Here is a 24,494-nt window from a genome sequence, read left to right as displayed (position 1 = left end):
AAAACCCCCCCCCCCCCCACACCTCTATTGGCAGGTGGTGCGGGGGGTTGTTTTTTTTTTTAACCCCCCCGGGGGGGGGGGGGGGGGGGGGGGCCCCCCCCCCCCCCCCCCGCCGCGATCAGCAGCTTTCTGCGTCCCGCAGCCGGGCGCCGTTCAGGTCCTTGGCGGACAGCGTGGGCGGCTGCGCGCAGGGCCAGGCGATGCCCAGGTCGGGGTCGTCCCAGCGGACGCAGCGCTCGTATTGCGGCGCGTAGTAGTCGGTGGTCTTGTACAGGACGTCGGCGGATTCGGACAGCGCCAGGAAGCCGTGCGCGAACCCTTCGGGGATCCACATCTGGCGCCTGTTGTCCGCGCTGAGCACCGCCGCGGTCCATCGTCCGAAGGTCGGCGACGAGCGGCGCATGTCCACCGCCACATCGAAGATCTCGCCCGCGCATACGCGCACGAGCTTGCCCTGCGTTTGCCGGACCTGGTAGTGCAGTCCGCGCAAGACGCCCCGGGCCGATCGCGAGTGGTTGTCCTGCACGAAGCTGCGCCGCGATCCGGTCGCGGCTTCGAATGCGGCCTGGTTGAAGCTCTCGAAAAAGAAGCCCCGGTCGTCGGCCTGGACGCTGGGCTCCAGGACAAGCACTTCGGGCAGCGATTGCGGCAGGACTTTCATCAAAACACCTTGTCCACCAGGACGCGCATCAGGTATTTGCCGTAGCCGCTCTTGGACAAGGGCGCGGCCAGCTTTTCGAGGTCGCCGGCGGTAATCCATTTTTGCCGGAACGCGATCTCTTCGGGGCAAGCCACCTTCAGGCCCTGGCGGTGTTCCAGCGTGGCGATGAACTGGCCGGCTTCCAGCAGCGATTCGTGGGTGCCGGTGTCCAGCCAGGCAAAGCCGCGGCCCATGATCTCCACCGAAAGCCGGCCCTGCTGCAGATAGCGCTGGTTGATGTCGGTGATTTCCAGTTCGCCGCGCGCGGACGGCTTGATGCTTCTGGCGATGTCGATGACGTCGTTGTCGTAGAAGTACAGGCCGGTCACCGCGTAGCTGGACCGGGGCCGGGCGGGCTTTTCCTCGATGGAGAGCACCTTGCCCTGCCGGTCGAATTCAGCCACGCCGTAGCGTTCGGGATCCTGCACATGGTAGGTGAACACCGTGGCGCCGTCCGCGCGCCCATTGGCGCTTTGCAGCAGCCTGGGCAGCTCATGGCCATAGAAAATATTGTCGCCCAGCACCAGTGCGGACGGCCCCTGGCCGATGAAGGGCGCGCCGATGAGGAACGCCTGGGCCAGTCCGTCAGGCGAGGGCTGTACCGCGTAGGCGAGGTTCAAGCCCCATTGCGATCCGTCTCCCAGCAGCTGCTGAAACCGCGGGGTGTCCTGCGGCGTCGAAATGACGAGGATGTCCCGGATGCCCGCCAGCATCAGGGTGCTGATCGGGTAGTAGATCATCGGCTTGTCGAAGACGGGCAGCAGTTGCTTGCTGATCGACAGGGTCGCCGGGTGCAGCCGCGCGCCGGAGCCGCCGGCCAGCACTATGCCTTTGCGCAACATGTGTCGTCCCCGCCTTCAAAAAGTTGATCCAGAAAGCTATCCGCGTCCAAGGTCCACGGCGAAAATTCGAGCCCCAGCGCGTTGGCCAGCCGCGTCGTGTCCAGCCTTGAATTGTGAGGCCGTTTCGCCGCCGCCGGGTAGTCCTTCGAGGCGACGGCGCGAATCCGGTCGGGCGACAGGGCGAGGCGGGCGCCTCGCGCGAGGGCGCCCGCGACGAGGTAGCGCGCGAACGCGTGCCAATTCGTGTAGCCGCCGGCGGCAAGATGATAGACGCCCGCCGGCAGCGACTGCTGGCGATAGCGCGAGATGGCCTGCGTGGCGATGCCGGCCACCAGGCACGCGGACGTGGGCGAGCCGTACTGGTCCGCCACCACGTCCAGGCTTTCCCGGGTCCGCGCCTGGCGCAGGATGGCGGCGGGGAAGTTTCGGCCGTGCAGCGCGTAGATCCAGCTGCAACGGAACACCAAGGCCTCGCAGCCGCTGGCCAGGATGGCGGATTCGCCCGCCAGCTTGGTCGCGCCGTACACATTGCGCGGATTGGGCGCATCGGCTTCGGTATAGGGCCTGTCCAGCGCGCCGTCGAAGACGTAGTCGGTCGAAAAGTGCACCAGCAGGGCGCGCGAGCCGCGGGCGTATTGCGCCAGGGTCGAGACCGCCAGCGCGTTGACCTGGGCGGCCGTCTGCGGGTCGGCCTCGGCCTGGTCGACGGCGGTGTAGGCCGCGGCGTTCACGATGGCATCGGGACGGTGGGTCGACAGGGCGTGGAGCAAGGCGTCCTGGTCCCGCAGATCCACGTCGTCCCGCCCAAGCGGCGTGACCTCGCCGATCGGGAGCAATGTGCGCTGCAGTTCGCGGCCGAGCTGGCCGGCTTTGCCCAACAGTAAGATCTTCACGCCGTCCCCGCCAAGTCTAGTCTGGCTTGCCGCAGGCCTTGCCGGTGGCGGCGCGATAGGCGCCGCTGGCGACATTGGCCACCCACGATGCGTGGTCCAGGTACCACTGCACGGTTTTCCGTATGCCGGATTCGAAGGTTTCCGCCGGCATCCACCCCAGTTCGCGCCGCAGGCGCGCGGCGTCGACGGCGTAGCGGCGGTCGTGGCCCGGGCGATCCGGCACGTGGACGATCTGGGCAGCATAGGGCAGGCCGTCCGCGCGGGGCCGGAGCTCGTCGAGCAGCGCGCACAGCAGCCCCACCACTTCCAGGTTGGTCCTTTCGTTCCAGCCGCCCACGTTGTACGTGGCGCCCGGCGCGCCTGCGTCGAGCATCCGGCGAATCGCGTCGCAATGATCGGCGACGTACAGCCAGTCCCGGCATTGGAGGCCGTCGCCGTAGATGGGCAGCGGCTGGCCCGCGAACGCGTTGTGGATCACCAGCGGAATCAGCTTCTCGGGGAACTGCCGGGGGCCGTAGTTGTTGGAGCAGTTCGACGTCAGCACCGGCAGGCCGTAGGTCTGGTGGTAGGCGCGGACCAGGTGGTCGCTGGCGGCCTTGCTGGCGGAGTAGGGGCTGTTCGGCGTGTAGCAGGTCTGCTCGGTGAAGGGAGGGGCGTCCTCGTCCAGGGAGCCGTAGACTTCGTCGGTCGAGACATGCACAAAGCGGAAGGCGGCCTTGCCGCCGTCATCCAGGGTCGACCAGTAGGCGCGGACCGCCTCCAGCAAGTGGAAGGTGCCGACGATATTGGCCTGGACGAACGCGCCCGGATCGGCGATGGAACGATCGACGTGGGTTTCCGCGGCAAAGTTGATCAGCGCGCGAGGGGCGTGGGCGTCCAGCAGTTGGCGCACAAGCGCCTGGTCGCCGATGTCGCCCTGCACGAACGCGTGCCTGGGATCGGCCCGCAGCGGTGAAAGGTTGTCGAGGTTGCCGGCGTAAGTCAGCTTATCCAGCGTGACGACCGGCTCATCGCTGCGCGCAAGCCAGTCCAATACGAAGTTGGACCCGATGAAGCCGGCGCCGCCGGTGACAAGAATGCTCATTTATGTAAAACCCTAAGGCGCCGATGGCGCCTGGCGTATTCAAGGCGCGCGCTATCGGCGCGCCTGGGCGCCGGCCCAGAACGTGTCTTTCTGTCCCGCATGCTGGTTTATACAACGCGCCAGCACGAACATCAGGTCCGACAGCCGGTTCAGGTACTGCCGGACCGGCGGATTGACGCTGTCGGCCTGGGCCAGCGCCACCACCGCCCGCTCGGCGCGCCGGCACGCCGTGCGCGCCATGTGCGCCAGGGCTGCGCCCCGCGAGCCGCCGGGCAGGATGAATTCCCGCAAGGGCGGCAGCGCTGCGTTGTAGTGCGCCAGGCGCGCGTCCAGGTGGGCGATCTGTTCGTCCTTGAGGGCGACGTGGCCCGGGATGCAGAGCTCCGCGCCCATGTCGAACAGGTCGTGCTGGATGGTGAGCAGGTCGGCGGCGACGTCCTGGGGCAGGGATTCGGTCAGCAGCAGGCCGATGACGCTGTTCAGCTCGTCCACATCGCCCAGCGCCGCAATGCGGGGCGCGTCCTTGGGCAGGCGGGATCCGTCCCCAAGACCGGTGGTGCCGTCGTCTCCCGTGCGGGTGGCAATGACAGATAAGCGGTTAGCCATGGGAAGTCCTGATTCGGTGAGGGGAAGTGGGGGTTTTGCGTCCGGCGGTAAGCGCGCGCCCGCCTGGGGCGGGCCGCCTGCAATCAACCGTCAGGATTGTTGCGCGCGCGCCGGCGAACTGTTGCATTCGCGCAGTATCCTAGCACTGTAGGAAGCGGGGCGGGCCAGGGGCCGGCTCCGGCTTTCGCTGCACATGGAGGTTACCCATATGGCTTTTAACCGCAAGTACGCAATGCCCATGGCCGTCGCCACCGCGATGGCCGTCGTATCGCTGGCCTCGCCGCTGGCATTCGCCCAACAGGCCGACGCCACCGGGGAAGTGCGGCGCGTGGACCCCGCCGCGGGCAAGGTCACGATCAAGCACGACGCCATCAAGGCGCTGGACCTGCCGGCCATGTCGCTGGTCTACGAGGCGGATCCGGCGCTGCTGGCCAAAATCAAGGCGGGCGACAAGGTGCGTTTCACCGCCACCCGCAAGGACGGCAAGTACGTGGTTACCGCTATTAGCAACTAAGCGCCGGCAACAAAGGTAAAAAACCCCGCCGCAATCGCTTGCAGCGGGGTTTTTTGCATCCGTCCCCAGGCTGGCCCGGGGCAGGGCGTTACAGCACGTAGCGCGCCAGGTCCTGGCTGCTGGCGGCTTCCGCCAGTTGCGAATTGACGTAGGCGGCGTCGATGGTCACGTTCTTGGCCTGGCTGGAGGTGGCGTCGAACGACAGCTCGTCCAGCAGCTTCTCCATCACCGTGTACAGGCGGCGGGCGCCGATGTTCTCGGTGGTCTCGTTGACGTCGAAAGCCAGTTCGGCCAGGCGGCGCACGCCTTCTTCCGTGAATTCGAGCTGCACGTCCTCGGTGGCCATCAGCGCGGTGTACTGCTTGGTCAGCGACGCGTCCGTGTCGGACAGGATGCGCACGAAGTCCTCGGCGGTCAGCGATTCCAGTTCGACGCGGATCGGGAAGCGGCCCTGCAGCTCGGGGATCAGGTCCGACGGGCGCGACAGGTGGAACGCACCGGACGCGATGAACAGGATGTGGTCGGTGCGGACCATGCCGTAGCGCGTGTTGACGGTGGTGCCTTCGACCAGCGGCAGCAGGTCGCGCTGCACGCCCTGGCGCGATACATCGGCGCCGCCCGATTCCTGGCGAGCCGCGATCTTGTCGATTTCGTCCAGGAAGACGATGCCGTTCTGCTCGACGTTGTTGATGGCCACGGTGCGCAGGTCTTCTTCGTTGACGCGCTTGGCCGCTTCTTCGTCGACGATGAGCTTGAAGGCTTCGCGGACCTTCATCTTCTTGGGCTTCTTCTTGTCGCGGGCCATGCCGGCGAACATGCCGCGCAGCTGCTCGGCCATCTCTTCCATGCCGGGGGGCGTCATGACGTCCATCTGCGGCGCGGCCTGGGAGACTTCGATCTCGATTTCCAGGTCGTCGATCTTGCCTTCGCGCAGGCGCTTCCTGAAGGTCTGGCGGGCGCTGTTGTCTTCGCCGCGCTCCGGCTCGCCGGAGGCGCCGCGCGCGGGCGGCACCAGGGCGTCCAGGATGCGGTCTTCGGCGGCGTCCTCGGCCTGGGTGCGCACGCGGCGCATTTCCAGTTCCCGCGTCTGCTTGATCGAGTATTCGGTCAGGTCGCGGATGATGGTGTCCACGTCGCGGCCCACGTAGCCCACTTCGGTGAACTTGGTGGCTTCGATCTTGATGAACGGCGCGTTGGCCAGCTTGGCCAGGCGGCGCGCGATCTCGGTCTTGCCGACGCCGGTCGGGCCGATCATGAGGATGTTCTTGGGGTGGATCTCGTGGCGCAGCGGCTCAGCGACCTGCTGGCGGCGCCAGCGGTTGCGCAGCGCCACAGCAACCGCGCGCTTGGCGCGGTCCTGGCCGACGATGTATTTGTCGAGTTCGGAGACGATCTCTCCGGGCGTCATGTTGGATGCGGACATGAGGGCGAATCCTTGAAGCTAGGGCGGGCTGGGGGGCGCTGCGGCGCGCTGGGCGCCGCGTGGCGGGCGTCAGTCGCCCAGCGTTTCGATGACGTGGTTCTGGTTGGTGTAGATGCAGAGGTCGCCGGCGATTTCCAGCGATTGCTTGACGACGACCTCGGGCGACAGCTCGGTGTTGCGCAGCAGGGCCAGCGCGGCCGATTGGGCATAGGCGCCGCCGGAGCCGATGGCGGCCAGGCCGTGCTCGGGTTCCAGGACGTCGCCGTTGCCGGTCAGCACCAGCGTGTGCTCGGTGTCGGCCACGATCAGCATGGCTTCCAGGCGGCGCAGGACGCGGTCGGTGCGCCAGTCGCGGGTCAGTTCGACCGCGGCGCGCATCAGGTTGCCCTGGTGCTTTTCCAGCTTGGCCTCGAAGCGTTCCTGCAGCGTGAATGCGTCGGCCGTGGCCCCGGCGAAGCCGGCCAGGATCTTGTCGTGGTACAGCCGGCGGATCTTGCGGGCCGTGCCCTTGACGACGATATTGCCCAGGGTGACCTGGCCATCGCCGCCGAGCGCGACGCGGTTGCCGCGGCGCACACACACGATGGTGGTGGCGTGAAATTGTTCCATGCGTTCCTTCCTTTGAAACGATTAGCTGGGGGCGGTCGCGGGGAAATCAAGGGCGTAAAAAAGGCCATGCTGGCAAGCAGCATGGCCTTTCAGGGCATGGCGTGAATTGCGGGACGGATCAGTCGCCGTAGAGCTTCTGGCGCATTTCACGGCGTTCCTGCGCTTCGAGCGACAGGGTGGCCGTGGGGCGGGCCAACAGGCGCGGAACGCCGATGGGTTCGCCGGTTTCTTCACACCAGCCGTATTCGCCGCTGTCGATGCGGGCGATGGACTGTTGCACCTTCTTGAGCAACTTGCGCTCACGGTCGCGGGTGCGCAGTTCCAGGGCGTGTTCTTCCTCGATGGTGGCGCGGTCGGCGGGATCGGGCACGAACTGCGTTTCGCGCAGGTGCTCAGTGGTTTCGCCGGCGTTGGCCAGGATGTCCTGTTCGAGTTGTTTGAGCCGTTCCTTGAAGAAGGCCAGCTGGCGTTCATTCATATAGTCGGACTCGGGCATGGCCAGCAATTCCTTCTCGCTGGGCAGATCAATCGCCGTATCGCTCGTCGACTTGCTTGATTTTTTGGTTGCTGCCTTGGTAGCCATGTAAACACTCCACTATGAATCGATCCTGGCGCGGGCGTCCATTCCCGGTCCGTGTTACTTGTTGCCTACGCTATTCGTACCTCACAGTACTGCCTTCGTCGCATCGCGTCACGCAGGAAGGGGGATTACCCCGCCAGGCACTGCTCCAAGCCCCGGGTGAAAATCTCCTGGGGCAGCTTACGTCCGATGAACACCATCTTGGTGGACGGTTTTTCGGCCGCGGTCCACGGCTTGCCGGGTTCGGCGCCCATCATCATGTGCACACCCTGGAACAACATGCGGCGGTTGATGCCCTTCATGTACAGGATGCCCTTGTAGCGCATCAGGTCGGGACCATAGACCTGCACCACGCCGCCCAGGAATTCCTCAAGGCGCGCGGGATCGAACGGCTTGTTGGAACGGAACACGAACGCGCCGATTTCGTCGTCGTGCTGGTGATGGTGGTGATGATGGGCATGATTGCAGTGCGCCCCGCAGTCGCCTTCGTGATCATGGTCGTGGTCATGATCGTGGCCGTGGTCATGCCCGTGGTCGTGGGCATGGTCGTGGGCGGCGTCGGGGTGCTCATCGGCCAGGAACTCCGGGTCGATGTCGAGAATGGAATTCAGGTTGAAGCCGCTGATGTCGATGATGGACTTCAGGTCGACTTCGCCGAAGTTGACGGCGGTGATCGGCGCGCGCGGGTTCATGTGAACCAGGCGATGGCGCAGCGCTTCGTAGTCGACTTCGTTGACCAGGTCTTTCTTCGAGATCAGGATGCGGTCGGCGAAACCGACCTGCTTCTGGGCTTCCGGCTGCTCGTCGAGCGTGGACATGCCGTGCTTGGCATCGACCACGGTGACCACCGCGTCCAGGCGGTAGTACTCGGCGATGTCGTCGTCCATGAAGAACGTCTGGCAGACGGGGCCGGGGTTGGCCATGCCGGTCGTCTCGAGGATGACGCGTTCGAAATTCAGTTGGCCCGCTTCGCGCTTGGCGCGCAGCTCGGACAGGGTGCGCATCAGGTCGCCGCGCACCGTGCAGCAGACGCAGCCATTGGACAGCTCGATGATTTCTTCATCGCTGTCCTGCACGAGCAGGTCGTTGTCGATGCTTTCCGGTCCGAATTCGTTTTCGATGACGGCAACGCGGCGGCCGTGGAATTCGGTCAGGATGCGTTTGAGCAGGGTGGTCTTGCCCGCACCGAGAAAGCCGGTGAGGATGGTGACGGGAACCATTTTGTCCAAACTGCGCGGGGTGTTCATGGCGAAGCTGCTAGCGTGAAGTCAAGGCGTGAAACACGGGGCCTGACCGGGGTTTTCCACCCCTGTCGGATGATGTTTGCCACAGGCTGCGTAGGCTGCCGATAGCGGCCGGACGCAGGATTACAGCACAGTCGGGGGCAGGGGGCAAACCCCGGGCCAACCCGGGGGCCATAGCCGCCCAGATCGCGGCTGTACGCCGTCAAGTATCGGGCGATATCACTATTTTGGGGCGGTTTGCCGGATTTCAAGGGCAGGATGCGCCCTGGCGGATGGGGCGGGCGCCCGATCCTTCATCCGATCCGATGCGCCTGGTGGAGGAGGTCCCGCCAGGGGGACTAGCCGCTTAATGATGGTGATGCGAGTGGCCGGCGTCCGCAGGCTGCTTTTGCTGGCATTGGGGACACAGCGCGCGGATTTCGGTTTCGTGCGTGGCCAGGGCGTAGCCGGTCTGGGCGACGCGCTCGGCCAACTGCCGGCTCATGGCCGGGTCGGACACTTCGGCGACCGCGCCGCAACCCGTACAGACCACCAGCAGGTCGTGGGGCGCGCCGCCGGCGTCATGGCAGGCGCTCCAGGCGTTGACGGCGTCCAGGCGGTGGATCAGCCCTTCGTCCATCAGGAAGTCCAGGGCGCGGTACACCGTGGGGGGCGCGGCGCCCGGGTGCACGGCGCGCATGGCGTCAAGCAGTTCATAGGCCTTCAGGCTGCGGCCGTGGCGCAGCAGCAGCTCCAGGACCTTGCGGCGGATGGGGGTCAGGCGGCGCCCGCGCTGCGCGCACAGCGTCTCGGCGACGCTGAGCTGGGCGCCTACGGTGTCGCTGCGGGGAGAACGGGGCGGAGCGGGCATGGCGGGCTTTATCTGAATGGGAAACGCGCGCGACGCGCGCGAGATGCCTGGAAGGTAGCAGAAAACCTCCGAGCGCGGGGGAAAGCACTGGGCGGCGGGCTTTTTAGTTATGATATAACATAATGATTTGGCCGCTGCCGCCTCCCCCTGCCCGTTTGCCCATGTCCCATTTCACGCTTTTGCCCGAGCGGCCCCGCGCCGCGCCGCGCCGCTCTGCGTTCCTCGTTTCCGCCTGGCGCCGCATGGCATGCGCGCTAGCCCCGGCGCTGGCGCTGTGGGCCCTGACGGGCTGGGCGCTGGACTGGTGGCCGCGATGAGCGCCGCGCCCGTCGCCATCGAGCTGGCCGATGCCTCCTTCGGCTGGCACGGGCACGCCGCGCTCAAGTCGGTGTCCGGAAGCTTTGCCGCGGGCGGCATGACCGCCGTGGTGGGGCCGAACGGCGCCGGCAAGTCGACGTTGATCAAGGGCATCATGGGCGTGCTGCGCCCCATGAGCGGCAGCGTGCGCATTGGCGGCGCGGGCCGGTCGGCGCTGGCGTGGCTGCCCCAGGCCGCCGAGCTGGACCGGTCCTTTCCCGTGACCGTGCTGGAGCTGGTGGCCATGGGGGCCTGGCGCCGCGTGGGCGGTTGGCGCAGGGTGGGCGGCGGCGAGCTGGACCGCTGCATGCATGCGCTGGAAACCGTGGGGCTGGCGGACGCCGCCGGACGCGGCGTGGATACGCTGTCCGGCGGGCAGATGCAGCGCGCGCTGTTCGCGCGGATGCTGGTGCAGGACGCGCCGGTGCTGCTGCTGGACGAACCGTTCGCCGCCGTGGACAGCCATACGGCCGACGACCTGATGGCATTGCTTTGCGGCCTGCACGGCCAGGGCCGGACCGTGATCGCGGTGCTGCATGACCTGGACCTGGTGCGCGGCCACTTTCCCGAATGCCTGCTCCTGTCGGGCTCGGTCGTGGCCTGGGGCGATACCGCCGACTCTTTGGACGACGCGCATCTGAAGGCGGCGCGGCAGTGGCACGCGAGGTCCTGGGCATGACGCTGGCGCAATGGGTGGTCTCGCCCTTCCTGGACTACGGCTTCATGCGGCGCGCCCTGGCCGGGGCCAGCGCCCTGTCGCTGGGCGCCGCGCCGCTGGGCGTGTTCCTGGTGCTGCGGCGCATGAGCCTGATGGGCGACGCCATGTCGCACGCCATCCTGCCCGGCGTGGCGGCCGGCTTTCTGCTGGCAGGCCTGTCGCTGGGCGCGATGATGCTGGGCGGCATCGCCACCGGCCTTGCCGTGGCGCTGCTGGCTGGGCTGGTCGCCCGGCTGACGCCGCTGCGCGAGGACGCCAGTTTCGCGGCCTTCTATCTGATATCGCTGGGCCTGGGCGTGCTGCTGGTGTCGCTGCGCGGCTCCAACATGGATCTGCTGCACGTGCTGTTCGGCACGGTGCTGGGGCTGGACGACGCGGCGCTGCTGCTTGTGACGGGCACGGCCAGCGCGACCCTGCTGGCGCTGGCCGCGATCTACCGCCTGCTGGTGGCCGAATGCCTGGACCCGGGCTTTCTGCGCGCCAGCGGCGGCTGGGGCGGCTGGGTGCACATGGGCTTCCTGGTGCTGGTGGTGGTGAATCTGGTGGCGGGGTTCCAGGTGCTGGGCACGCTGATGGTGGTCGGCATCATGATGCTGCCCGCCGCCGCGGCGCGCTTCTGGGTGCGTTCGGCCGCCCGCCAGATCCCGCTTGCCGCGGCAATTGGCGTGGCCGCCTCGGTGGCCGGCCTGCTGGTTTCGTATCACTTCAATGTGCCGGCCTCCCCCGCCATCATCCTGGCGGCCGGCGCCTGCTACCTGTTTTCCATCGCAGGCGGTCCGCAGGGCGGGCTGCTGCGGGCGCCGCGCCGCATGCGTCGGGCCTGAGACTTCACAAGGAGATTCGCTATGCGTTCGATTCCGCCGCGCCGCCGCGCGCTGCTGGCCGTGGCCGGCCTGTGCCTGTCGGCCGTTCTGGGGGCCGCGCATGCCGCCGGGCCCTTGAAGGCCGTGGCCAGCTTTTCCATCCTGGGCGATATCGTGCGGGAAGTCGGAGGCGACGACGTCAGCCTGACTACGCTGGTCGGGCCCGATGGCGACGCGCATGAATACGAACCCACGCCGGGCGACGCGAAGAAGCTGTCCGCCGCGCGCGTGCTGTTCGTCAACGGCCTGGAATTCGAAACCTGGCTGCCCAGGCTCGCGAAGGCGTCGGGCTTTGCCGGCCAGACCGTTGTGGCCTCGCAGGGCGTGACGCCGCGCAAGTTCGCCGGCCATGGCGCGGGCAGCGAGCATGACGAGCACGGCCACGACCATGACCATGACCACGACCACGACCACGGAGACCCCAAGGACGGCCACCACCATCATGGCGACGCCGATCCGCATGCCTGGCAGAACCTCGCCAATGGCGTGATCTACGCGCGCAATGTGGCCGAGGGCCTGGCAGCGGCCGATCCGGCGCGCGCGGACGCCTACCGGCTGCGCGCAAAGGCGTACATCGCGCGGCTGGAAACCCTGGACGCCAGCGTCAGGAAAACCTTTGCCGCCATCCCCGCGGAACGCCGCAAGGTCGTGACCTCGCACGACGCCTTCGGCTACTTCGGCGACGCCTATGGCGTGACGTTCATCCCGGCGATGGGGGTGTCGACGGACGCCGAGCCCTCGGCGGGCGAAGTGGCCGGCATCATCGAGCAGGTCAGGCGCGAGCGGGTGCCCGCGGTGTTCGTGGAGAACATCAGCAGCCCCAGGCTGGTCCAGCAGATCGCGCGCGAGACCGGCGCCAAGACGGGTGGTACGCTTTATTCCGATGCGCTGTCCAAGCCCGGGCAGCCCGGCGCCACCTATCTGGAAATGTTTGAATGGAACGTACGTCAGCTTGCCGCGGCCTTGCAGCCCTGACCGTCGCGGCGGCGATGCTGGCGGCGGGCGCCGCCAGCGCGCACCCGCACATGTGGATCGACGCGCGCGCGGCCATCGATATAGACGGGCAGCAGCGCATCACGGCCGTGCGGCAGGTCTGGCTGTTCGACGAGATGTTCGGCACCTATGCCACGCAGGGGCTCAAGAAGGGCAAGGACGGGTCCCTGTCCGCCGACACGCTGCGCGGTATGGCGCAGGACTGGATGAAGGCGCTGGGCGAGCCGATCTCGCATTACTTCACGCGGGTCACGGTGGGCGGCAAGACGGCCGCGTTCGCCGCGCCGCGCGATGCCCGCGTCGACTGGAACCCGAAGACCACGCGCCTGACGCTGTCCTTCACGCTGCCGCTGGCCGAACCCGCCGCGCCGGGGGCGGACGGCGCGCAAGTGGATATCTACGACCCCACCTATTTCGTGGCCTACGCCTTTGACGAAAAGGGCGCGGTGTCGCTGGGCGGCGCGCAAGGCTCGGCCTGCGCGTCCGCCTATCGCAAGCCCAAGGAACTGGATTGGAACACCATGCAGCAACTGGCCGCGATTCCGGCCGACCCGGACGCCTTGCCGGACGAGCTATTCGCCATCACCAAGGGACTGACGCATCGCATCGAGGTGCGGTGCCCGTAGCGCGGCGCGCGGCGGGGTTGCTGGCCCTGCTGCTGATGCTGGGCGGCATGGCGTGGATGTCCGCGGCCGCCGCGCAGGGCGCGCATCCCTTCGGCGCGCCGGAAAGCGGGGCGGGCATGGGCGGGCCGGGCTGGCTGGCCAGCTTCTTCGGCCAGGTCTCCGTCTGGCAATCGCATTTCTATCGGCAGCTGACGGGCGCGGTGCGCGCCTGGCAGGCGGACGGCGGCGCCGCCTGGACCCTGATCGGCCTGTCCTTTGCCTATGGCGTTTTCCATGCGCTGGGCCCCGGCCATGGCAAGGCGGTGATTGCCTCGTACGTGCTGGCCAATCGCCAGACCGCGCGCAACGGCGCGCTGCTGGCGCTGGCGTCCGCGCTGATTCAAGCGCTGGTGGCGGTGGGGATGGTGGCGGTGCTGGCGGTCGTGTTCAACGCCACGGCCGCGACGATGAACCAGGCCACGCGCTGGCTGGAGCTGGCCTCGTATGGCCTGGTGACGCTGCTGGGCGCGTGGCTCGTGTGGATCAAGGCGCTGCGCCCCGTGTTGCGGCGTGCCCCCATGTCCCGGCCGCTTGCCCCAGCACAGGCTCCCGCCTTGACGGGCGCCGCGGCGCTGCGGGCGATTGCCGTGCATGCGCCGGCGCCCGGGCACGGCCATGCGCACGCGCATCATCATGGCGACGATTGCGGCTGCGGGCATGTCCATGCGCCCACGCCGGAACAGGTGGCCGGCCCCTTGAACTGGCGCCGCGCCTGGTCGGCCATCCTGGCGGTAGGCCTGCGGCCGTGCAGCGGGGCGCTGATCGTGCTGGTGTTCGCGCTGTCGCAAGGCTTTTTCCTGGCCGGCGTGGCGTCGGCCCTGGCGATGGGCCTGGGCACGGGACTCACCGTGGCGGCGCTGGCCTGCCTGGCCGTGGCGGCCGGCGGCGCGGCCACGCGCCTGGGCCGCCGGCTGTCCGGCGCGGGCGCCGCGCGCCTGCGCTATGGCGTGGAGGCCCTGGCGGCGGTTGCCGTGCTGTTGCTGGGCGTGATGCTGCTGGGCGGCATGATGGCCGGGGGCGGCTAGGACTTGCGGCCGGCGCGCGGATGCGCCTGGTCGTAGGCCTTGGCCAGGTGCTGGAAGTCCAGCCGCGTGTAGATCTGGGTGGTCGAGATATTGGCGTGGCCCAGCATCTCCTGCACGGCGCGCAGGTCCTGGGCCGATTGCAGAACGTGGCTGGCGAAGCTGTGGCGCAGCACGTGCGGATGCACGTGCGTGGGCAATCCGGCTTGCGCCGCGATGCGCGCCAACTGCAGCTGCACGACGCGCGGCGAGATCCGGCGTCCGCGCGCACCCAGGAACAGCGCGGCGGCGTCCTCGGGCTGCGGCGCGGCGGGAACCAGTTGCGCGCGCACGCCGATCCACTTGCGCAGGGCCGCGAGCGCTTCCTGGCCGACGGGCACGGAGCGGCGCTTGCCGCCCTTGCCCAGCACCACCACTTCGGCGTCGTCCAGGTTGAGCCAGCCGCGCGACTCGTAGTGCGGCGTACGTTCATAGCGCAGGTCCAGCCCCACCAGTTCCGACAGCCGCAGGCCGCTGGAATAGAGCAGTTCGAACATGGCCTGGTCGCGCAGCGCGGCGGGTTCGGTCGCAACGCGGGCGGGCGGGCGGTCGAGCAAGGCCTGGGTCTGTTCCACGGACAGCGCCTTGGGCAGGCCGCGGGGCGCCTTGGGCGCGCGCACGCCGGCCACGGGGTTGCCGGCCAGTTCGATCGCCGGCGCCCACCATTGGTAGAAGCCGCGCCAGGCCGCCAAGGTGCGCGCCAGGCTGCGCGGGCCGCGGCCCTGCGCGTGCAGGCGCGCCACGAACTGGCGGATATGGCCGTTGCCGAGCTTGTCCAGCGGCAGGCGGGCCGTGTCGGCCAGCTCGCGCAGGAAGTGGAGTTCGCGCCGGTAGCCGTCCAGCGTATGGGGCGAATAGCGGCGGTTGGTTTCCAGATGGCGCAGCCACGCGCGCATCGGATCGGGCAGGGCGGCCTGGGGCGGATCGGAGTCTTGCGCGGCATTCTGCATTGCGTTTTCCTTGTCCGCCTGCCCGGGCGTTGCGCTAGGCCTTGGGCGTGGCCGGGTTCAGGCGGTGCAGCGCGGCGGATGCCAATTGGCCGATGGATTCCAGGAACGTCGTGCCCATTTCAGGCGTGAAGCGCTCGGGGTCGTCCGATCCCAGCACCAGCAGGCCGACGGCGGCGCCGTCGGCTTCCAGGCGCAAGGGCACCAGCGCCAGCGACTTGGGCTTGCCGTCCAGCCAGGCGGCCGCTTCAAAGGCAGTGTCGGTGCCGCAGTACGGCGTCTTCAGGCTGTCGGTGAAGGTGCGGACGTCCTGAGTGACGGGCTCGCCATAGCCGTGCGCGGGCAGCTCGGACAGGTCCCACAGGCGCAGCGCCACATGGTTCAGTTCGAACTGCTCGGCCAGGCCCAGCGCGATTTCGCCAGGCACCAGTTGCGGGTCGCATTCGGACAGCAGGCGGCAGCACCACTTGGCCACATGCGTGCCGATGCTTTCGTTGGCGCTGGCGTTGCGCACGAGTTCGTTCAGGCGCCATTCCAGTTCGCGGTTGCGTTCGCGCAGCGTGAGGATCTGGCGTTCGCCCAGCGAAATGGCGCGCGAGCCGTGCGGATGCGGCACCTGCAGGGTGGCGAAGACTTCGGCGTGTTCGTCGAAGAAGCCGGGGTTCTCTTGCAGGAAGCCGGCGATGTCCTGGGCGGTGAAAGCGGTATCGGTCATAGGGTTATCGGTTCAGCGCCATGGAGAAGACGAGCTTGTCGATGTCGACTTGGCCCGTGAAGACGGATTCGGCGGGGCCGGTCATGCGTAGCTGTTCGCCGTTCCAGGCAATGGTGAGCACGCCGCCGCGCGTCTGCACGCGCACGGGGGACTCGAGCAGGCCGCGGCGGATGCCGGCCGCGACCGCGGCGCAGGCGCCGGTGCCGCAAGCCAGGGTTTCGCCGGCGCCGCGTTCAAAGACGCGCAGCCGGATGTTGTGGCGGTCCACCACTTGCATGAAGCCGGCGTTGACCCGGCGGGCAAAGCGCGGATGGGTTTCGATCAGGGGGCCGAGGACGGACACGGGCGCGGTGTCGACATCGTCGACCACCTGCACCGCATGCGGATTGGAGATGGCCACCGCCGATATGGCGACCGTGCGGGGCAGGCCGGCGGGCGCGTCCAGCTCCAGGTCCCACAACGTGTCCTGGCCCTGCGCGCGCGAGGCCAGGCCCGCGGTGTCGAACGGCAGGGCGGCGGGGTCGAAACGGGTGCTGCCCATTTCCACGGTGACCTGCTCGTCGTCGCCCTCGTCCAGGACGAGGATGCCGGTGGCGATCTCCGCGCGCAGCGGGTTGCGGTCGGACAAGCCCTGTTCATGGACGAACCGCACGAAGCACCGGGCGCCGTTGCCGCAGTGCTCGACCTCGGTGCCGTCGGAGTTGAAAATGCGGTAGCGGAAATCCGCGTCCGGCCGCGTGGCGCGTTCGACCAGGAGGATCTGGTCGGCGCCGATGCCGAAATGCCGGTCGCCCAGGGCGCGGGCGCGCTCGGGCGTCATGTCGATGGCCTGGCGGACGCCGTCGAGCACGACGAAATCATTGCCCGCGCCATGCATTTTGGTGAAGTTCCAGTTCATCACCGGATTATCGCCCATTATTGCGGCGCGGGCCGGGGGTCAGTAGAGCTTGGGCTCGCCTGGGGGACGCGTCTTGAACCGGCGGTGGACCCAGTAGTACTGGCTGGGGCAGCGGCGCACCCAGGATTCCAGATCGCGGTTCAGCCTTGCGGTGGCCTCCTCCAGGGTGTCTTCGCCCGGAAAGTCCGCCAGCGGCGGCAGGACGTCCATATGGTAGCGGCCGGTATCCGGGTTCCAGAAGCCCAGGATGGGCAGCACGGCGGCATTCCATTTCTTGGCCAACTGCGCGGTGGCAAGCAGGGTGGCGGCCTGGACGCCGAAGAACGGCACGAAAACCGCGCCCTGGCGGCCGAAATCCATGTCCGGCAGGTAGTAGACGGGGCGCGGTTCGCGCAGGTGACGGATCAGTTCGCGCACCCCGTCCTTGCGGCTGACCAGGAAGACCTCGTTGAAGCGGGCCCGTCCGGCGGCAACCACCGCGTCGACGTGGGGGTCGCTTTGCGGCGTGTACATGGTGGCGGCGCTGGGGAGCTCCAGCGTCAGCCGGGTGGCGGACGCGTCCAGCCCGATGAAGTGCGGCGCCAGCAGGATGACAGGACGGCCTTGGGCGATCAGCGCGTTGATCTGCTCCGCGCCCGTCTGCGTCACCAGCTCCTTGACGGCCTCGGCGGTTCCGTACCAGAGCACGCCGCGATCCACGATGGATTGCGCCAGGGCGCGGAAGTGTTCGGCCGCCCAGCGCTCGCGGACGGCCTCGGGCTGGTCCGGGAAACACAGCGCCAGATTGCGGCGGACGATGTGCGCGCGCGATTTGGCCAGCCGCAGGCCCAGCCAGCCCAGGCAGGCGCCGACGCGCTGCCGGGTCGAGGGCCGCATGCGGGAGAACCATTTCAGCAGGGAAACCAGCGCGCGCGTTTTGAAGTCAGTCATGGTGTGGGGGATGGGGCCGGGGCAGGTGCGACGGCGGGTTCAGCTTGCCGTCGACGCCGCATCGGCGGCGGGCGCCGGGGGCGCGCCGCGCGGCGTCTTGTAGCGGTTGTAGCTCCAGAGGTATTGCTCGGGGCAACGGCGGATCAGTGTTTCCATGGCGGCGTTGAGCAGCGCAGCCTGGGATTCTGCGTCGGCGGGCAGCGGCTCGGGCACGCGCACATAGTGGATGCGCCAGCCGCGGCCGTTGGGCAGCCGTTCGCCGGCGGTCAGGATGATGGGCACGTTGGTCTGCGTGGCCAGCTTGCCCGGCAGCGTCATCGTATAGGCCATGCGTCCGAAGAACGGGGCCCATACGCCGTCGCCCACGCCGGGCGCCTGGTCGGGCAGCATGCCTACGGACTCGCCGCGGCGCAGGGCGCGCACGAATTCACGGACGCCTTGCATGGTCGCCGGCACCGCATTGACGGCCGAACTGTTGCGCGCCGTTTCCAGGAGCGGGGCCAGGAAGTCCTTGCGCGGGGGCCTGAACATGACCGTCATGGGCATCTGGCGGGCCAGGTAGCGGGCGGTGATCTCGAAGCAGCCCAGGTGCGGCGTCAGGAACAGGATGCCGCGCTTTTCGGCGCGCGCCGCGTCGACCACGTCGTTGTCGTCCGAGACCACCTGGGCCAGGCTTTGTTCATTGCGAAACCAGACGCGCGGATTTTCCAGGATCATGGCGCCGGTCTCGCCCGCCGCCCGCCGGGCGAACGCCGCGCCGGGGTAGCCGGCCTGCGCCGCATTGGCCTGCAGGCGACGCCGGTACTTGCCGGGCCAGGCGTAGATCGCGCGCCCGGCAAGGCGCCCCAGAGCGTGCGCGACGGGTAGCGGCAGGGCGGCAAAGAGTCGGAACAAGGAGAGCAGCATCGGCAAAAGGGTGAGAACGGGCAGGGTACTGCCGGTGCTCGGGGAATATGTATACACCCCGGGCTCAAGCATAAGAACGGCATTTTCGCTTAAAATGCCTTCAGTCGCCGAGTTAACCGACAACTTGCGGGGCGACGGCAAGGGGTGCAGCGCTGTGCGCGGCCATTGCCAAATCCGCTAAAGCGTCGCGCCCAGATTGGCGTATGCCATGTAGAACGGGGTGCAACGCGCCTCGTGAACCTATGTGCCGGGAATTCCGGACAAGCAAGGACGCATCTGTGGCCAACAACGATTTTCTCTTTACCTCCGAGTCCGTCTCCGAAGGGCACCCCGACAAGGTTGCCGACCAGATTTCCGACTCGATCCTCGACGCCATCTTCACCCAGGACCCCAATGCGCGCGTTGCAGCTGAAACGCTGTGCAACACGGGCCTGGTCGTGCTGGCTGGCGAAATCACCACCACCGCCAACGTCGACTACATCCAGGTCGCGCGCGACACCATTCGCCGCATCGGCTACGACAACACCGAGTACGGCATCGACTACAAGGGCTGCGCGGTGCTGGTTGCGTACGACAAGCAATCGCCCGACATCGCCCAAGGCGTGGACCGCAGCTCGGAAGACTATCTGAACCAGGGCGCGGGCGACCAGGGCCTGATGTTCGGCTACGCGTGCGACGAAACGCCCGACCTGATGCCGGCTCCGATCTGGTACGCGCACCGCCTGGTGCAGCGCCAGAGCGAACTGCGCAAGGATGGCCGCCTGCCGTGGCTGCGTCCCGACGCCAAGTCGCAAGTGACGTTCCGCTATGTCGACGGCCGCCCGGCGGAAGTCGACACCGTGGTGCTGTCGACCCAGCACGCGCCCGAGGTCACGCAAGAGACCATCCGCGAAGCGGTGATCGAAGACATCATCAAGCCCAGCTTCCCCGAAGGCCTGATCACGCCGCAGACGAAGTTCCTGGTCAACCCGACCGGCCGCTTCGTCATCGGCGGCCCGCAAGGCGATTGCGGCCTGACCGGCCGCAAGATCATCGTCGACACCTACGGCGGCGCATGCCCGCACGGCGGCGGCGCGTTCTCGGGCAAGGATCCGTCCAAGGTCGACCGTTCGGCCGCCTACGCCGCCCGCTACGTGGCCAAGAACATCGTGGCCGCCGGCCTGGCGCGCCAGTGCCAGGTGCAGGTCAGCTACGCCATCGGCGTGGCCGAGCCCATCAACATCACCGTCTACACCGAAGGCACGGGCGTCATCCCCGACGACCAGATCGCCAAGCTGGTGCGCGAGCACTTCGACCTGCGTCCGAAGGGCATCGTGAACATGCTGGACCTGCTGCGCCCGATCTACGCCAAGACCGCCGCCTACGGCCACTTCGGCCGTTCGGAGCCGGAATTCTCGTGGGAAGCCACGGACAAGGTCCAGGAACTGAAGAAGTCCGCCTGACGAGAAAGTCCGCCGGATCGGCTTGATCCACGGCCTGATCGGACAAGACGCCTCCGCACATGCGGGGGCGTCTTGCATTACGGGCCGCTGTGCTCTTGCATCGGTATTGCATTACAGACCGTGGCAAGCCTGCTCATGTGCTGTTGAGCTTTGAGGACTATCAGCGGCTCACAAAGCAGCGACGCAACATCGCCGATGCGCTGGCAATGCCGGGCGTTGCCGACGTTGAATTCGAGCCGCCGTGCGTGGCCATCGGAACCCGGCCGGTTGACTTCTGATGATGTACGTCCTCGATACAAATGTGGTGTCCGAGTTGCGCAGGGTCCGGCTGGGCAGGGCCGATGCAAACGTCGCGGCATGGGCGGCGGGCGTTGATGCCGCCGATCTTTTTGTATCGGCTATCACCATCATGGAGCTGGAGCTTGGCGTTCTGTCGATAGAACGCAAGGATGCGATTCAAGGCGCCATGCTGCGTTCATGGCTGGAACAGCAAGTATTGCCCGAGTTTTCGGGCCGCACGCTTCCAGTCGATACGGCGGTGGCGCAACGCTGCGCCCGCCTTCACGCACCCGATAAGCGAGGCGAGCGGGATGCGCTGATTGCGGCAACGGCCATCGTGCACGGCATGGCGTTGGTGACCCGCAACGTGGATGATTTCAAGCCCACGGGAGTGACAATCATCAATCCGTGGGCTTGAGGCCCGATGCCAGCACGCAGGCGCGGTCGAGCAGCGACAACGCCCGCATGGCCATCTGACCCGCCAACACGCAAACGCCCCCGCATCGCGGGGGCGTTTGTCGTTGCGGCGCCGCCTGGAAGTCAGAGGCCCCAGGCCGACAGGTCCGGTACGCGCGGGTCCGGCGACAGCACCGGTTCCAGCGCCTCTGCGCAATCCAGCAGCGCGGCATCGCGCCCGGCCGGAGACAGCAGCTGCACCGAGCCGGGCATGCCGTCGGCGTCGAAGCCGGCCGGCAGCGCGATGGCGGCCGCGCCCAGGAAGTTGGCCGGGCGCAGCAGCTTGCCCAGGCCGGCGTGGCGCACGTCTTCGGCGTCCAGGGGCTGTGCGGCCTGGTCGCAGGCGGGCATCAGCAAGGCGTCCACCCCTCGCATGGCCAGCGCGAAGGCGGCCATGTCGGCGTGGCGGCGCAGCAGCGCGGCCTCGTAGTCGGCCTGCGCGATCCGGCCGCCCGCGGCGATGCGCGCGCGCACCACGTCCCACAGCGGCTGCGCGGGGTCTTCGGCCAGCGCGCCGTAGTATCGATAGGCCTCGTAGGCCAGCACCAGCGAGTTGTCGTCCGCCATGCGGGCAAACGACAGGGATTCGGGCGGATGCCAGGCCGTGGGCGTGAAACCGGCTTGCGCCAGGCGCTCCTGCGCCTGATGCCAGGCCTGCAGGCCGGCGTCGGTCAGCGCGGCGGGCCAGGCTTGCGGCGCCAGCACGGCCACCGCGCCAGGCCTGCGCGCCTCGGAGCGGCGCAGCGCGGCGACGCAGGCGGGGGGCAGGGCCAGCGTCGCCGCGTCGTCGACATCGGGGCCTGCCAGCGCCTGCGTCAGCAGGCGGGCGTCCGCGACGCTGCGGGAGATCGGGCCCAGCACGTCCAGCGTATCCGACAGAGGCAGGCAGCCGGCGCGGCTGATGATGCCGGTCGACGGCTTGTAGCCGACCACTCCGTTCAACGCCGCGGGCGCGCGCACGGAACCGCCGGTGTCGCCGCCCAGCGCCAGGGGCGCCAGTCCGGCCGCCACCGCCACGCCCGAGCCGCTGGAGGATCCGCCCGGCGCGCGCGCTGTCTTGGCGTCCCAGGGATTGCGCGCCGTGCCTTGCGTCGGGTTCTGGCCCGACAGGCCGAACGCGAACTCGGTCATGCGCGTCTTGCCCAGGATGACCATGCCTTGGATCGCCAGCCCCCGCGCCGCGGCGGCGGTGCCGCTGCTGACGACGCCCAGGCGCGTCCGCGATCCGCCGCTGGCCGAGGTGCCTTCCCACTGGACGCTGTCCTTGATCGCCACCGGCACGCCGTGCAGGGGCCCCATGAAGATGCCTGCCTCACGCAAGCGGTCCGCGGCCTCGGCTTGCGCCATCGCGCGTTCGGCAGTGACCTCGCTGTAGGCGGCCAGCGCGGGCGCGCGCTCGATGCGGTCCAGGAAATGCAGGGTGACCTGGCGCGAACTGAGTTCGCGCTGGCGGATGGCGCGGGCAAGTTCGCGGGCGTCTCGGAAATGCAGAGGGGTGTCTTGGGCTGGCATGGGGCTCGTCGTCGTTTACTTCAGGACCTGGCCGCGGGTCTCGGGCATGCGGATGAAGGTGATCAGGGTGATCACGGCGCCCGCCAGCACGTAATAGAAGAACCAGCGCTCCATGCCCTTGCTTTGCAGCCAGGTCAGCAGATAGGGCGTGGTGCCGCCCAGCAGCGCCACGACCAGGTTGTACGGCGTGCCGATGCCGACGGCGCGCACGCTGGTGGGGAACTGCTCGGACATGATGGCCGGGGCAATCGACGTGTACATGGCGTACAGCACCAAGCCGAACAGCTCCACCGCCAGGATCGAGCCGAAGGACGGGCCCAGCGTGGTCATCAGCGGATAGAAGAAGACCAGGTAGCCGGCGGCGAAGAAGATCAGCTGCGGCTTGCGGCCGATGCGGTCGGACAGCATGCCGAAGACCGGCTGCACCAGCATGAACACGATCAGCGCGACGGTGTTGGCGGCAAACGCGGTCTTGGGGTCGGCGCCCACCTGGCGGATGGCGTAGGTGGGCACGTAGGCCACGAAGATATAGAACGCGAACGTCGTCAGGATCGAGAAGCCCACGATGCGCAGCACTTCGCGCGGGTGGTCGCGCAGCAGGGTGCGCAGCGGCTGCTTTTCGACGCCGGCCTTCTTGGCGTGCGAGAAGGCCTCGGTTTCCGGGATGGAGCGGCGGATCCACATGCCGGCCAGGCCGCCGAACGCGCCGATCAGGAACGGAATGCGCCAGCCCCAGGCGGCCATGTCGGCCTTGGTCAGCGTGGACGTCAGGATCCAGCCCACCGCGGAGGCGGCCAGGATGCCGACGGCGGCGCTGAAGAAGACGAAGCTGGAATAGAAGCCGCGCTTGTTGGGAGGCGCCATTTCCGCCAGGAAGGTCGTCGCCGAGGCATACTCTCCGCCCAGGGACAGGCCTTGCAGCAGGCGGGCGGCGGTCAGCAGCAGCGGGGCGGCCAGGCCGATGGCGGCGTAGGTGGGGGTGATGGCGATGATGAGCGAACCGCCCGCCATCATCAGGATCGTCAGGCCCAGCGCGGCCTTGCGGCCGTAGCGGTCGGAGAAGATGCCGAGCGCCCAGCCGCCCACGGGACGCATGAAGAAGCCCACGGCGAAGATGCCGAAGGTCGCCAGCAAGGCGGTGGTTTCGTTGCCTTCCGGGAAGAACTGGCTGGAAAAGAAGATGGCGAAGGAAGCGTAGATGGTCCAGTCGAACCATTCGACCGCATTGCCTACACTACCGGCCAGAATCGTGCGGGCGCGGGAAACGGGCGCGGCGCTTGCCCCTTGCGCCTGGCGCAAGGTTGCGGATGTGCTGCTCATGACGTCCTCAAATAAGAATTTATTTTTGGTCAAAAAGACCGTTTAATTTTATGTTTTTATCAATGCGCGAACGTTAAGTTAATGGATATGGTCACGTCAAGTAAGGGTAACCCCCTAATTCCGGCATTGGACGACACCGATCTGGCCTGCCTGGTCGCGCTGCAGGCCGAGCCTCGCGCCTCCTGGCGCGAGCTGGGCGCCGCGACCGGCATTGCCGAACGCACGGTCGCGCGGCGCCTCAAGCGCCTGATGGAGGCCGACGCGCTGCGCGTCATCGCCGAGCCGGACCCGCTGGCCACTGGCCGCGGCGTGGTGCTGCACGCCTGGGTGCGCTGTCGTTCGGGGCGGGTGCCGGACGTGGCCGAGCAATTGGCGCGGCTGGACATCAGCCAGCTCGTGGTGACGCTTGCCGGCTCGGCCGACCTGATGGCCGAGCTGACGCTGGCGGACGCCGCCGACATGCCGGACGTGGTGACGCATGTGCTGCCGTCGATAGACGGCGTGGAGCATGTGGAAGCGCGGCTGGTGCTGCGGCCGTTCCGCCGCGCCGGCCAATGGCGCATCCAGGCGCAGCCGGACGACGCGGCCGAAGCGCCGCAGTCGCGGCCGCCGGCGGCCCTGACCGAGCCGGAACAGCGCATGGTGACCCATCTGATGCGAGACGGGCGCGCCAGCCTGGCCGAGCTGGCCGAGCAGGCCGGCGTGAGCGAGCCCACCGCGCATCGCCTGCTGCAGAACCTGGTGGAGCGCCGCGCGCTGAGCTTTCGCGTGGAAGTCGAACCGGCGCTGGTCGGCTTTCCCGTCGAAGCCGTGATCTCGGTGCAGGTGCGCCCGCAGGCGGTGGACGCGCTGGCCGCGCATCTGGCGCTGGATCCGAATACGCGCTGCCTGTTCGGCACCAGCGGCGCTTCGCAGCTCTTCTGGCACGTGCTGTGCCGGGACAGCCTGCATTTGTGGGACGTGGTGACGCGCCGGCTGGGCGAGCTGGACGGCGTGCTCAACAGCGAAGTCGGCGTGGTGATGCGCGCGCACAAGCGTTGCGGCATTGTGCGCGCGGGGGCGCGGCTGGGGCCGGAAGCCGCCTGAG

Annotated in this window: 26 protein-coding genes and 1 pseudogene; 10 read left to right on the top strand and 17 right to left on the bottom strand. The window is 68.0% G+C overall.

The features are described from left to right. Positions 1-118: 118 nt before the first annotated feature. From rfbC to ACFWP0_RS01110, 5 genes are read right to left on the bottom strand one after another with little or no spacing between them, the layout of a single operon-like run. Positions 119-661: a dTDP-4-dehydrorhamnose 3,5-epimerase gene (gene rfbC / locus ACFWP0_RS01130; RefSeq protein ID WP_377839142.1), complete on the bottom strand. Its 543-nt coding sequence runs from the start codon at positions 659-661 to the stop codon at positions 119-121. Further along, a complete protein-coding gene (gene rfbA, locus ACFWP0_RS01125; RefSeq protein WP_377839141.1) occupies positions 661-1,542 on the bottom strand; it encodes a glucose-1-phosphate thymidylyltransferase RfbA in 882 nt (293 codons plus the stop codon). Before rfbA ends, rfbC begins: the two co-directional genes overlap by 1 nt. After that, positions 1,524-2,435, bottom strand: a complete 912-nt coding sequence (rfbD, locus tag ACFWP0_RS01120) for a dTDP-4-dehydrorhamnose reductase (protein ID WP_377839139.1) — start codon at positions 2,433-2,435, stop codon at positions 1,524-1,526. The genes rfbA and rfbD overlap by 19 nt, the downstream gene beginning before the upstream one ends. Positions 2,436-2,451: 16 nt before the next feature. Next, a complete protein-coding gene (gene rfbB / locus ACFWP0_RS01115; protein ID WP_377839138.1) occupies positions 2,452-3,519 on the bottom strand; it encodes a dTDP-glucose 4,6-dehydratase in 1,068 nt (355 codons plus the stop codon). Between the two features lie 51 nt (positions 3,520-3,570). Beyond that, on the bottom strand, positions 3,571-4,125 hold the full coding sequence (locus ACFWP0_RS01110) for a cob(I)yrinic acid a,c-diamide adenosyltransferase (protein WP_377839137.1): 555 nt from the start codon (positions 4,123-4,125) through the stop codon (positions 3,571-3,573). Between the two features lie 208 nt (positions 4,126-4,333). Between ACFWP0_RS01110 and ACFWP0_RS01105 the strand changes: the two genes are divergently transcribed. Further along, complete coding sequence (locus ACFWP0_RS01105) at positions 4,334-4,639, top strand: copper-binding protein (RefSeq protein ID WP_377839135.1); 306 nt, start codon at positions 4,334-4,336, stop codon at positions 4,637-4,639. Positions 4,640-4,727: 88 nt separating this feature from the next. On the opposite strand, the gene hslU is transcribed toward ACFWP0_RS01105, so the two are convergent. From hslU to ACFWP0_RS01080, 5 genes are all read right to left on the bottom strand, one after another. Next, the gene (gene hslU, locus ACFWP0_RS01100) at positions 4,728-6,062 is read right to left on the bottom strand and encodes an ATP-dependent protease ATPase subunit HslU (RefSeq protein ID WP_377839134.1); all 1,335 of its coding nucleotides are present in this window, start codon (positions 6,060-6,062) and stop codon (positions 4,728-4,730) included. 69 nt (positions 6,063-6,131) lie between these two features. Then, a complete protein-coding gene (gene hslV / locus ACFWP0_RS01095; protein WP_171666964.1) occupies positions 6,132-6,671 on the bottom strand; it encodes an ATP-dependent protease subunit HslV in 540 nt (179 codons plus the stop codon). Positions 6,672-6,789: 118 nt separating this feature from the next. Next, complete coding sequence (gene dksA / locus ACFWP0_RS01090) at positions 6,790-7,254, bottom strand: RNA polymerase-binding protein DksA (RefSeq protein ID WP_006216410.1); 465 nt, start codon at positions 7,252-7,254, stop codon at positions 6,790-6,792. Between the two features lie 125 nt (positions 7,255-7,379). Continuing rightward, positions 7,380-8,498, bottom strand: a complete 1,119-nt coding sequence (locus ACFWP0_RS01085; RefSeq protein WP_377839133.1) for a CobW family GTP-binding protein — start codon at positions 8,496-8,498, stop codon at positions 7,380-7,382. Positions 8,499-8,841: 343 nt separating this feature from the next. Continuing rightward, entirely contained in the window at positions 8,842-9,345 is a 504-nt protein-coding gene (locus ACFWP0_RS01080) for a Fur family transcriptional regulator (RefSeq protein WP_377839131.1), read from the bottom strand. A gap of 313 nt (positions 9,346-9,658) precedes the next feature. Between ACFWP0_RS01080 and ACFWP0_RS01075 the strand changes: the two genes are divergently transcribed. Genes ACFWP0_RS01075 through ACFWP0_RS01055 form a run of 5 tightly spaced genes read left to right on the top strand, consistent with a single transcriptional unit; the run spans position 9,659 to position 13,966 of the window. Further along, positions 9,659-10,381, top strand: coding sequence for a metal ABC transporter ATP-binding protein (locus tag ACFWP0_RS01075; protein WP_377839632.1), 723 nt, complete (start codon positions 9,659-9,661; stop codon positions 10,379-10,381). Then, positions 10,378-11,244, top strand: a complete 867-nt coding sequence (locus ACFWP0_RS01070; RefSeq protein ID WP_377839631.1) for a metal ABC transporter permease — start codon at positions 10,378-10,380, stop codon at positions 11,242-11,244. The genes ACFWP0_RS01075 and ACFWP0_RS01070 overlap by 4 nt, the downstream gene beginning before the upstream one ends. A gap of 21 nt (positions 11,245-11,265) precedes the next feature. After that, entirely contained in the window at positions 11,266-12,258 is a 993-nt protein-coding gene (locus tag ACFWP0_RS01065; protein WP_377839130.1) for a metal ABC transporter substrate-binding protein, read from the top strand. Beyond that, on the top strand, positions 12,219-12,902 hold the full coding sequence (locus tag ACFWP0_RS01060) for a DUF1007 family protein (RefSeq protein ID WP_377839129.1): 684 nt from the start codon (positions 12,219-12,221) through the stop codon (positions 12,900-12,902). Before ACFWP0_RS01065 ends, ACFWP0_RS01060 begins: the two co-directional genes overlap by 40 nt. A gap of 35 nt (positions 12,903-12,937) precedes the next feature. Continuing rightward, entirely contained in the window at positions 12,938-13,966 is a 1,029-nt protein-coding gene (locus ACFWP0_RS01055) for a nickel/cobalt transporter (protein ID WP_377839629.1), read from the top strand. Here ACFWP0_RS01055 and xerC read toward each other — a convergent pair. The 5 genes from xerC to ACFWP0_RS01030 are packed head-to-tail and all read right to left on the bottom strand — an operon-like array spanning position 13,963 to position 18,398. Next, positions 13,963-14,952 carry a tyrosine recombinase XerC gene (gene xerC / locus ACFWP0_RS01050; RefSeq protein ID WP_377839127.1) on the bottom strand — a complete coding sequence of 330 codons (990 nt, stop codon included), beginning with the start codon at positions 14,950-14,952 and terminating at the stop codon, positions 13,963-13,965. The genes ACFWP0_RS01055 and xerC overlap by 4 nt on opposite strands. 34 nt (positions 14,953-14,986) lie before the next feature. Continuing rightward, positions 14,987-15,664 carry a DUF484 family protein gene (locus tag ACFWP0_RS01045; protein WP_377839126.1) on the bottom strand — a complete coding sequence of 226 codons (678 nt, stop codon included), beginning with the start codon at positions 15,662-15,664 and terminating at the stop codon, positions 14,987-14,989. Between the two features lie 4 nt (positions 15,665-15,668). Then, a complete protein-coding gene (dapF, locus tag ACFWP0_RS01040) occupies positions 15,669-16,580 on the bottom strand; it encodes a diaminopimelate epimerase (RefSeq protein ID WP_377839125.1) in 912 nt (303 codons plus the stop codon). Positions 16,581-16,601: 21 nt separating this feature from the next. Beyond that, a complete protein-coding gene (locus ACFWP0_RS01035) occupies positions 16,602-17,492 on the bottom strand; it encodes a lysophospholipid acyltransferase family protein (RefSeq protein ID WP_377839123.1) in 891 nt (296 codons plus the stop codon). A gap of 39 nt (positions 17,493-17,531) precedes the next feature. Next, positions 17,532-18,398 carry a lysophospholipid acyltransferase family protein gene (locus ACFWP0_RS01030; protein WP_377839122.1) on the bottom strand — a complete coding sequence of 289 codons (867 nt, stop codon included), beginning with the start codon at positions 18,396-18,398 and terminating at the stop codon, positions 17,532-17,534. 278 nt (positions 18,399-18,676) lie between these two features. On the opposite strand from ACFWP0_RS01030, the gene metK reads away from it, so the two are divergent. The 3 genes and pseudogenes from metK to ACFWP0_RS01015 all read left to right on the top strand — a co-directional run bounded on the left by metK (position 18,677) and on the right by ACFWP0_RS01015 (position 20,537). Continuing rightward, positions 18,677-19,840: a methionine adenosyltransferase gene (gene metK / locus ACFWP0_RS01025; protein ID WP_377839120.1), complete on the top strand. Its 1,164-nt coding sequence runs from the start codon at positions 18,677-18,679 to the stop codon at positions 19,838-19,840. Positions 19,841-19,950: 110 nt separating this feature from the next. After that, positions 19,951-20,118, top strand: a pseudogene (locus ACFWP0_RS01020) (type II toxin-antitoxin system Phd/YefM family antitoxin); the annotation flags it as partial. Next, positions 20,118-20,537 (top strand): type II toxin-antitoxin system VapC family toxin, encoded by a 420-nt coding sequence (locus ACFWP0_RS01015; protein ID WP_377839119.1) that lies wholly within the window; start codon positions 20,118-20,120, stop codon positions 20,535-20,537. The pseudogene ACFWP0_RS01020 and the gene ACFWP0_RS01015, both read left to right, overlap by 1 nt. A 122-nt stretch (positions 20,538-20,659) precedes the next feature. Here the strand turns inward: ACFWP0_RS01015 and ACFWP0_RS01010 are convergent, their stop codons facing one another. Beyond that, complete coding sequence (locus ACFWP0_RS01010) at positions 20,660-22,087, bottom strand: amidase (RefSeq protein ID WP_377839118.1); 1,428 nt, start codon at positions 22,085-22,087, stop codon at positions 20,660-20,662. Between the two features lie 15 nt (positions 22,088-22,102). After that, the gene (locus ACFWP0_RS01005) at positions 22,103-23,407 is read right to left on the bottom strand and encodes an MFS transporter (RefSeq protein WP_377839117.1); all 1,305 of its coding nucleotides are present in this window, start codon (positions 23,405-23,407) and stop codon (positions 22,103-22,105) included. Between the two features lie 81 nt (positions 23,408-23,488). Between ACFWP0_RS01005 and ACFWP0_RS01000 the strand changes: the two genes are divergently transcribed. Then, positions 23,489-24,493: an Lrp/AsnC family transcriptional regulator gene (locus tag ACFWP0_RS01000; RefSeq protein ID WP_377839116.1), complete on the top strand. Its 1,005-nt coding sequence runs from the start codon at positions 23,489-23,491 to the stop codon at positions 24,491-24,493. Position 24,494: the final 1 nt, after the last annotated feature.

The organism is Achromobacter sp. NPDC058515 (genome assembly GCF_042721735.1).
Lineage (GTDB): Bacteria > Pseudomonadota > Gammaproteobacteria > Burkholderiales > Burkholderiaceae_B > Achromobacter.
The sequence above is the reverse complement of the archived record's forward strand: the minus strand, read 5'-3'. Positions and strand labels throughout refer to the sequence as shown.

Excerpts from the sequence above, each read along its gene's own strand:
- ACFWP0_RS01045 (WP_377839126.1), bottom strand. The coding sequence starts at position 15,664 with ATGACCGATACCGCTTTCACCGCCCAGGACATCGCCGGCTTCCTGCAA.
- hslU (WP_377839134.1), bottom strand. The coding sequence starts at position 6,062 with ATGTCCGCATCCAACATGACGCCCGGAGAGATCGTCTCCGAACTCGAC.
- ACFWP0_RS01055 (WP_377839629.1), top strand. The coding sequence starts at position 12,938 with ATGCTGGGCGGCATGGCGTGGATGTCCGCGGCCGCCGCGCAGGGCGCG.
- ACFWP0_RS01010 (WP_377839118.1), bottom strand. The coding sequence starts at position 22,087 with ATGCCAGCCCAAGACACCCCTCTGCATTTCCGAGACGCCCGCGAACTT.
- rfbA (WP_377839141.1), bottom strand. The coding sequence starts at position 1,542 with ATGTTGCGCAAAGGCATAGTGCTGGCCGGCGGCTCCGGCGCGCGGCTG.
- rfbB (WP_377839138.1), bottom strand. The coding sequence starts at position 3,519 with ATGAGCATTCTTGTCACCGGCGGCGCCGGCTTCATCGGGTCCAACTTC.
- ACFWP0_RS01035 (WP_377839123.1), bottom strand. The coding sequence starts at position 17,492 with ATGACTGACTTCAAAACGCGCGCGCTGGTTTCCCTGCTGAAATGGTTC.
- ACFWP0_RS01110 (WP_377839137.1), bottom strand. The coding sequence starts at position 4,125 with ATGGCTAACCGCTTATCTGTCATTGCCACCCGCACGGGAGACGACGGC.
- ACFWP0_RS01085 (WP_377839133.1), bottom strand. The coding sequence starts at position 8,498 with ATGAACACCCCGCGCAGTTTGGACAAAATGGTTCCCGTCACCATCCTC.
- dapF (WP_377839125.1), bottom strand. The coding sequence starts at position 16,580 with ATGGGCGATAATCCGGTGATGAACTGGAACTTCACCAAAATGCATGGC.
- ACFWP0_RS01005 (WP_377839117.1), bottom strand. The coding sequence starts at position 23,407 with ATGAGCAGCACATCCGCAACCTTGCGCCAGGCGCAAGGGGCAAGCGCC.
- ACFWP0_RS01075 (WP_377839632.1), top strand. The coding sequence starts at position 9,659 with ATGAGCGCCGCGCCCGTCGCCATCGAGCTGGCCGATGCCTCCTTCGGC.
- ACFWP0_RS01070 (WP_377839631.1), top strand. The coding sequence starts at position 10,378 with ATGACGCTGGCGCAATGGGTGGTCTCGCCCTTCCTGGACTACGGCTTC.
- ACFWP0_RS01030 (WP_377839122.1), bottom strand. The coding sequence starts at position 18,398 with ATGCTGCTCTCCTTGTTCCGACTCTTTGCCGCCCTGCCGCTACCCGTC.
- ACFWP0_RS01060 (WP_377839129.1), top strand. The coding sequence starts at position 12,219 with ATGGAACGTACGTCAGCTTGCCGCGGCCTTGCAGCCCTGACCGTCGCG.
- xerC (WP_377839127.1), bottom strand. The coding sequence starts at position 14,952 with ATGCAGAATGCCGCGCAAGACTCCGATCCGCCCCAGGCCGCCCTGCCC.
- rfbC (WP_377839142.1), bottom strand. The coding sequence starts at position 661 with ATGAAAGTCCTGCCGCAATCGCTGCCCGAAGTGCTTGTCCTGGAGCCC.
- ACFWP0_RS01015 (WP_377839119.1), top strand. The coding sequence starts at position 20,118 with ATGATGTACGTCCTCGATACAAATGTGGTGTCCGAGTTGCGCAGGGTC.
- dksA (WP_006216410.1), bottom strand. The coding sequence starts at position 7,254 with ATGGCTACCAAGGCAGCAACCAAAAAATCAAGCAAGTCGACGAGCGAT.
- hslV (WP_171666964.1), bottom strand. The coding sequence starts at position 6,671 with ATGGAACAATTTCACGCCACCACCATCGTGTGTGTGCGCCGCGGCAAC.
- ACFWP0_RS01065 (WP_377839130.1), top strand. The coding sequence starts at position 11,266 with ATGCGTTCGATTCCGCCGCGCCGCCGCGCGCTGCTGGCCGTGGCCGGC.
- ACFWP0_RS01080 (WP_377839131.1), bottom strand. The coding sequence starts at position 9,345 with ATGCCCGCTCCGCCCCGTTCTCCCCGCAGCGACACCGTAGGCGCCCAG.
- ACFWP0_RS01000 (WP_377839116.1), top strand. The coding sequence starts at position 23,489 with ATGGATATGGTCACGTCAAGTAAGGGTAACCCCCTAATTCCGGCATTG.
- ACFWP0_RS01105 (WP_377839135.1), top strand. The coding sequence starts at position 4,334 with ATGGCTTTTAACCGCAAGTACGCAATGCCCATGGCCGTCGCCACCGCG.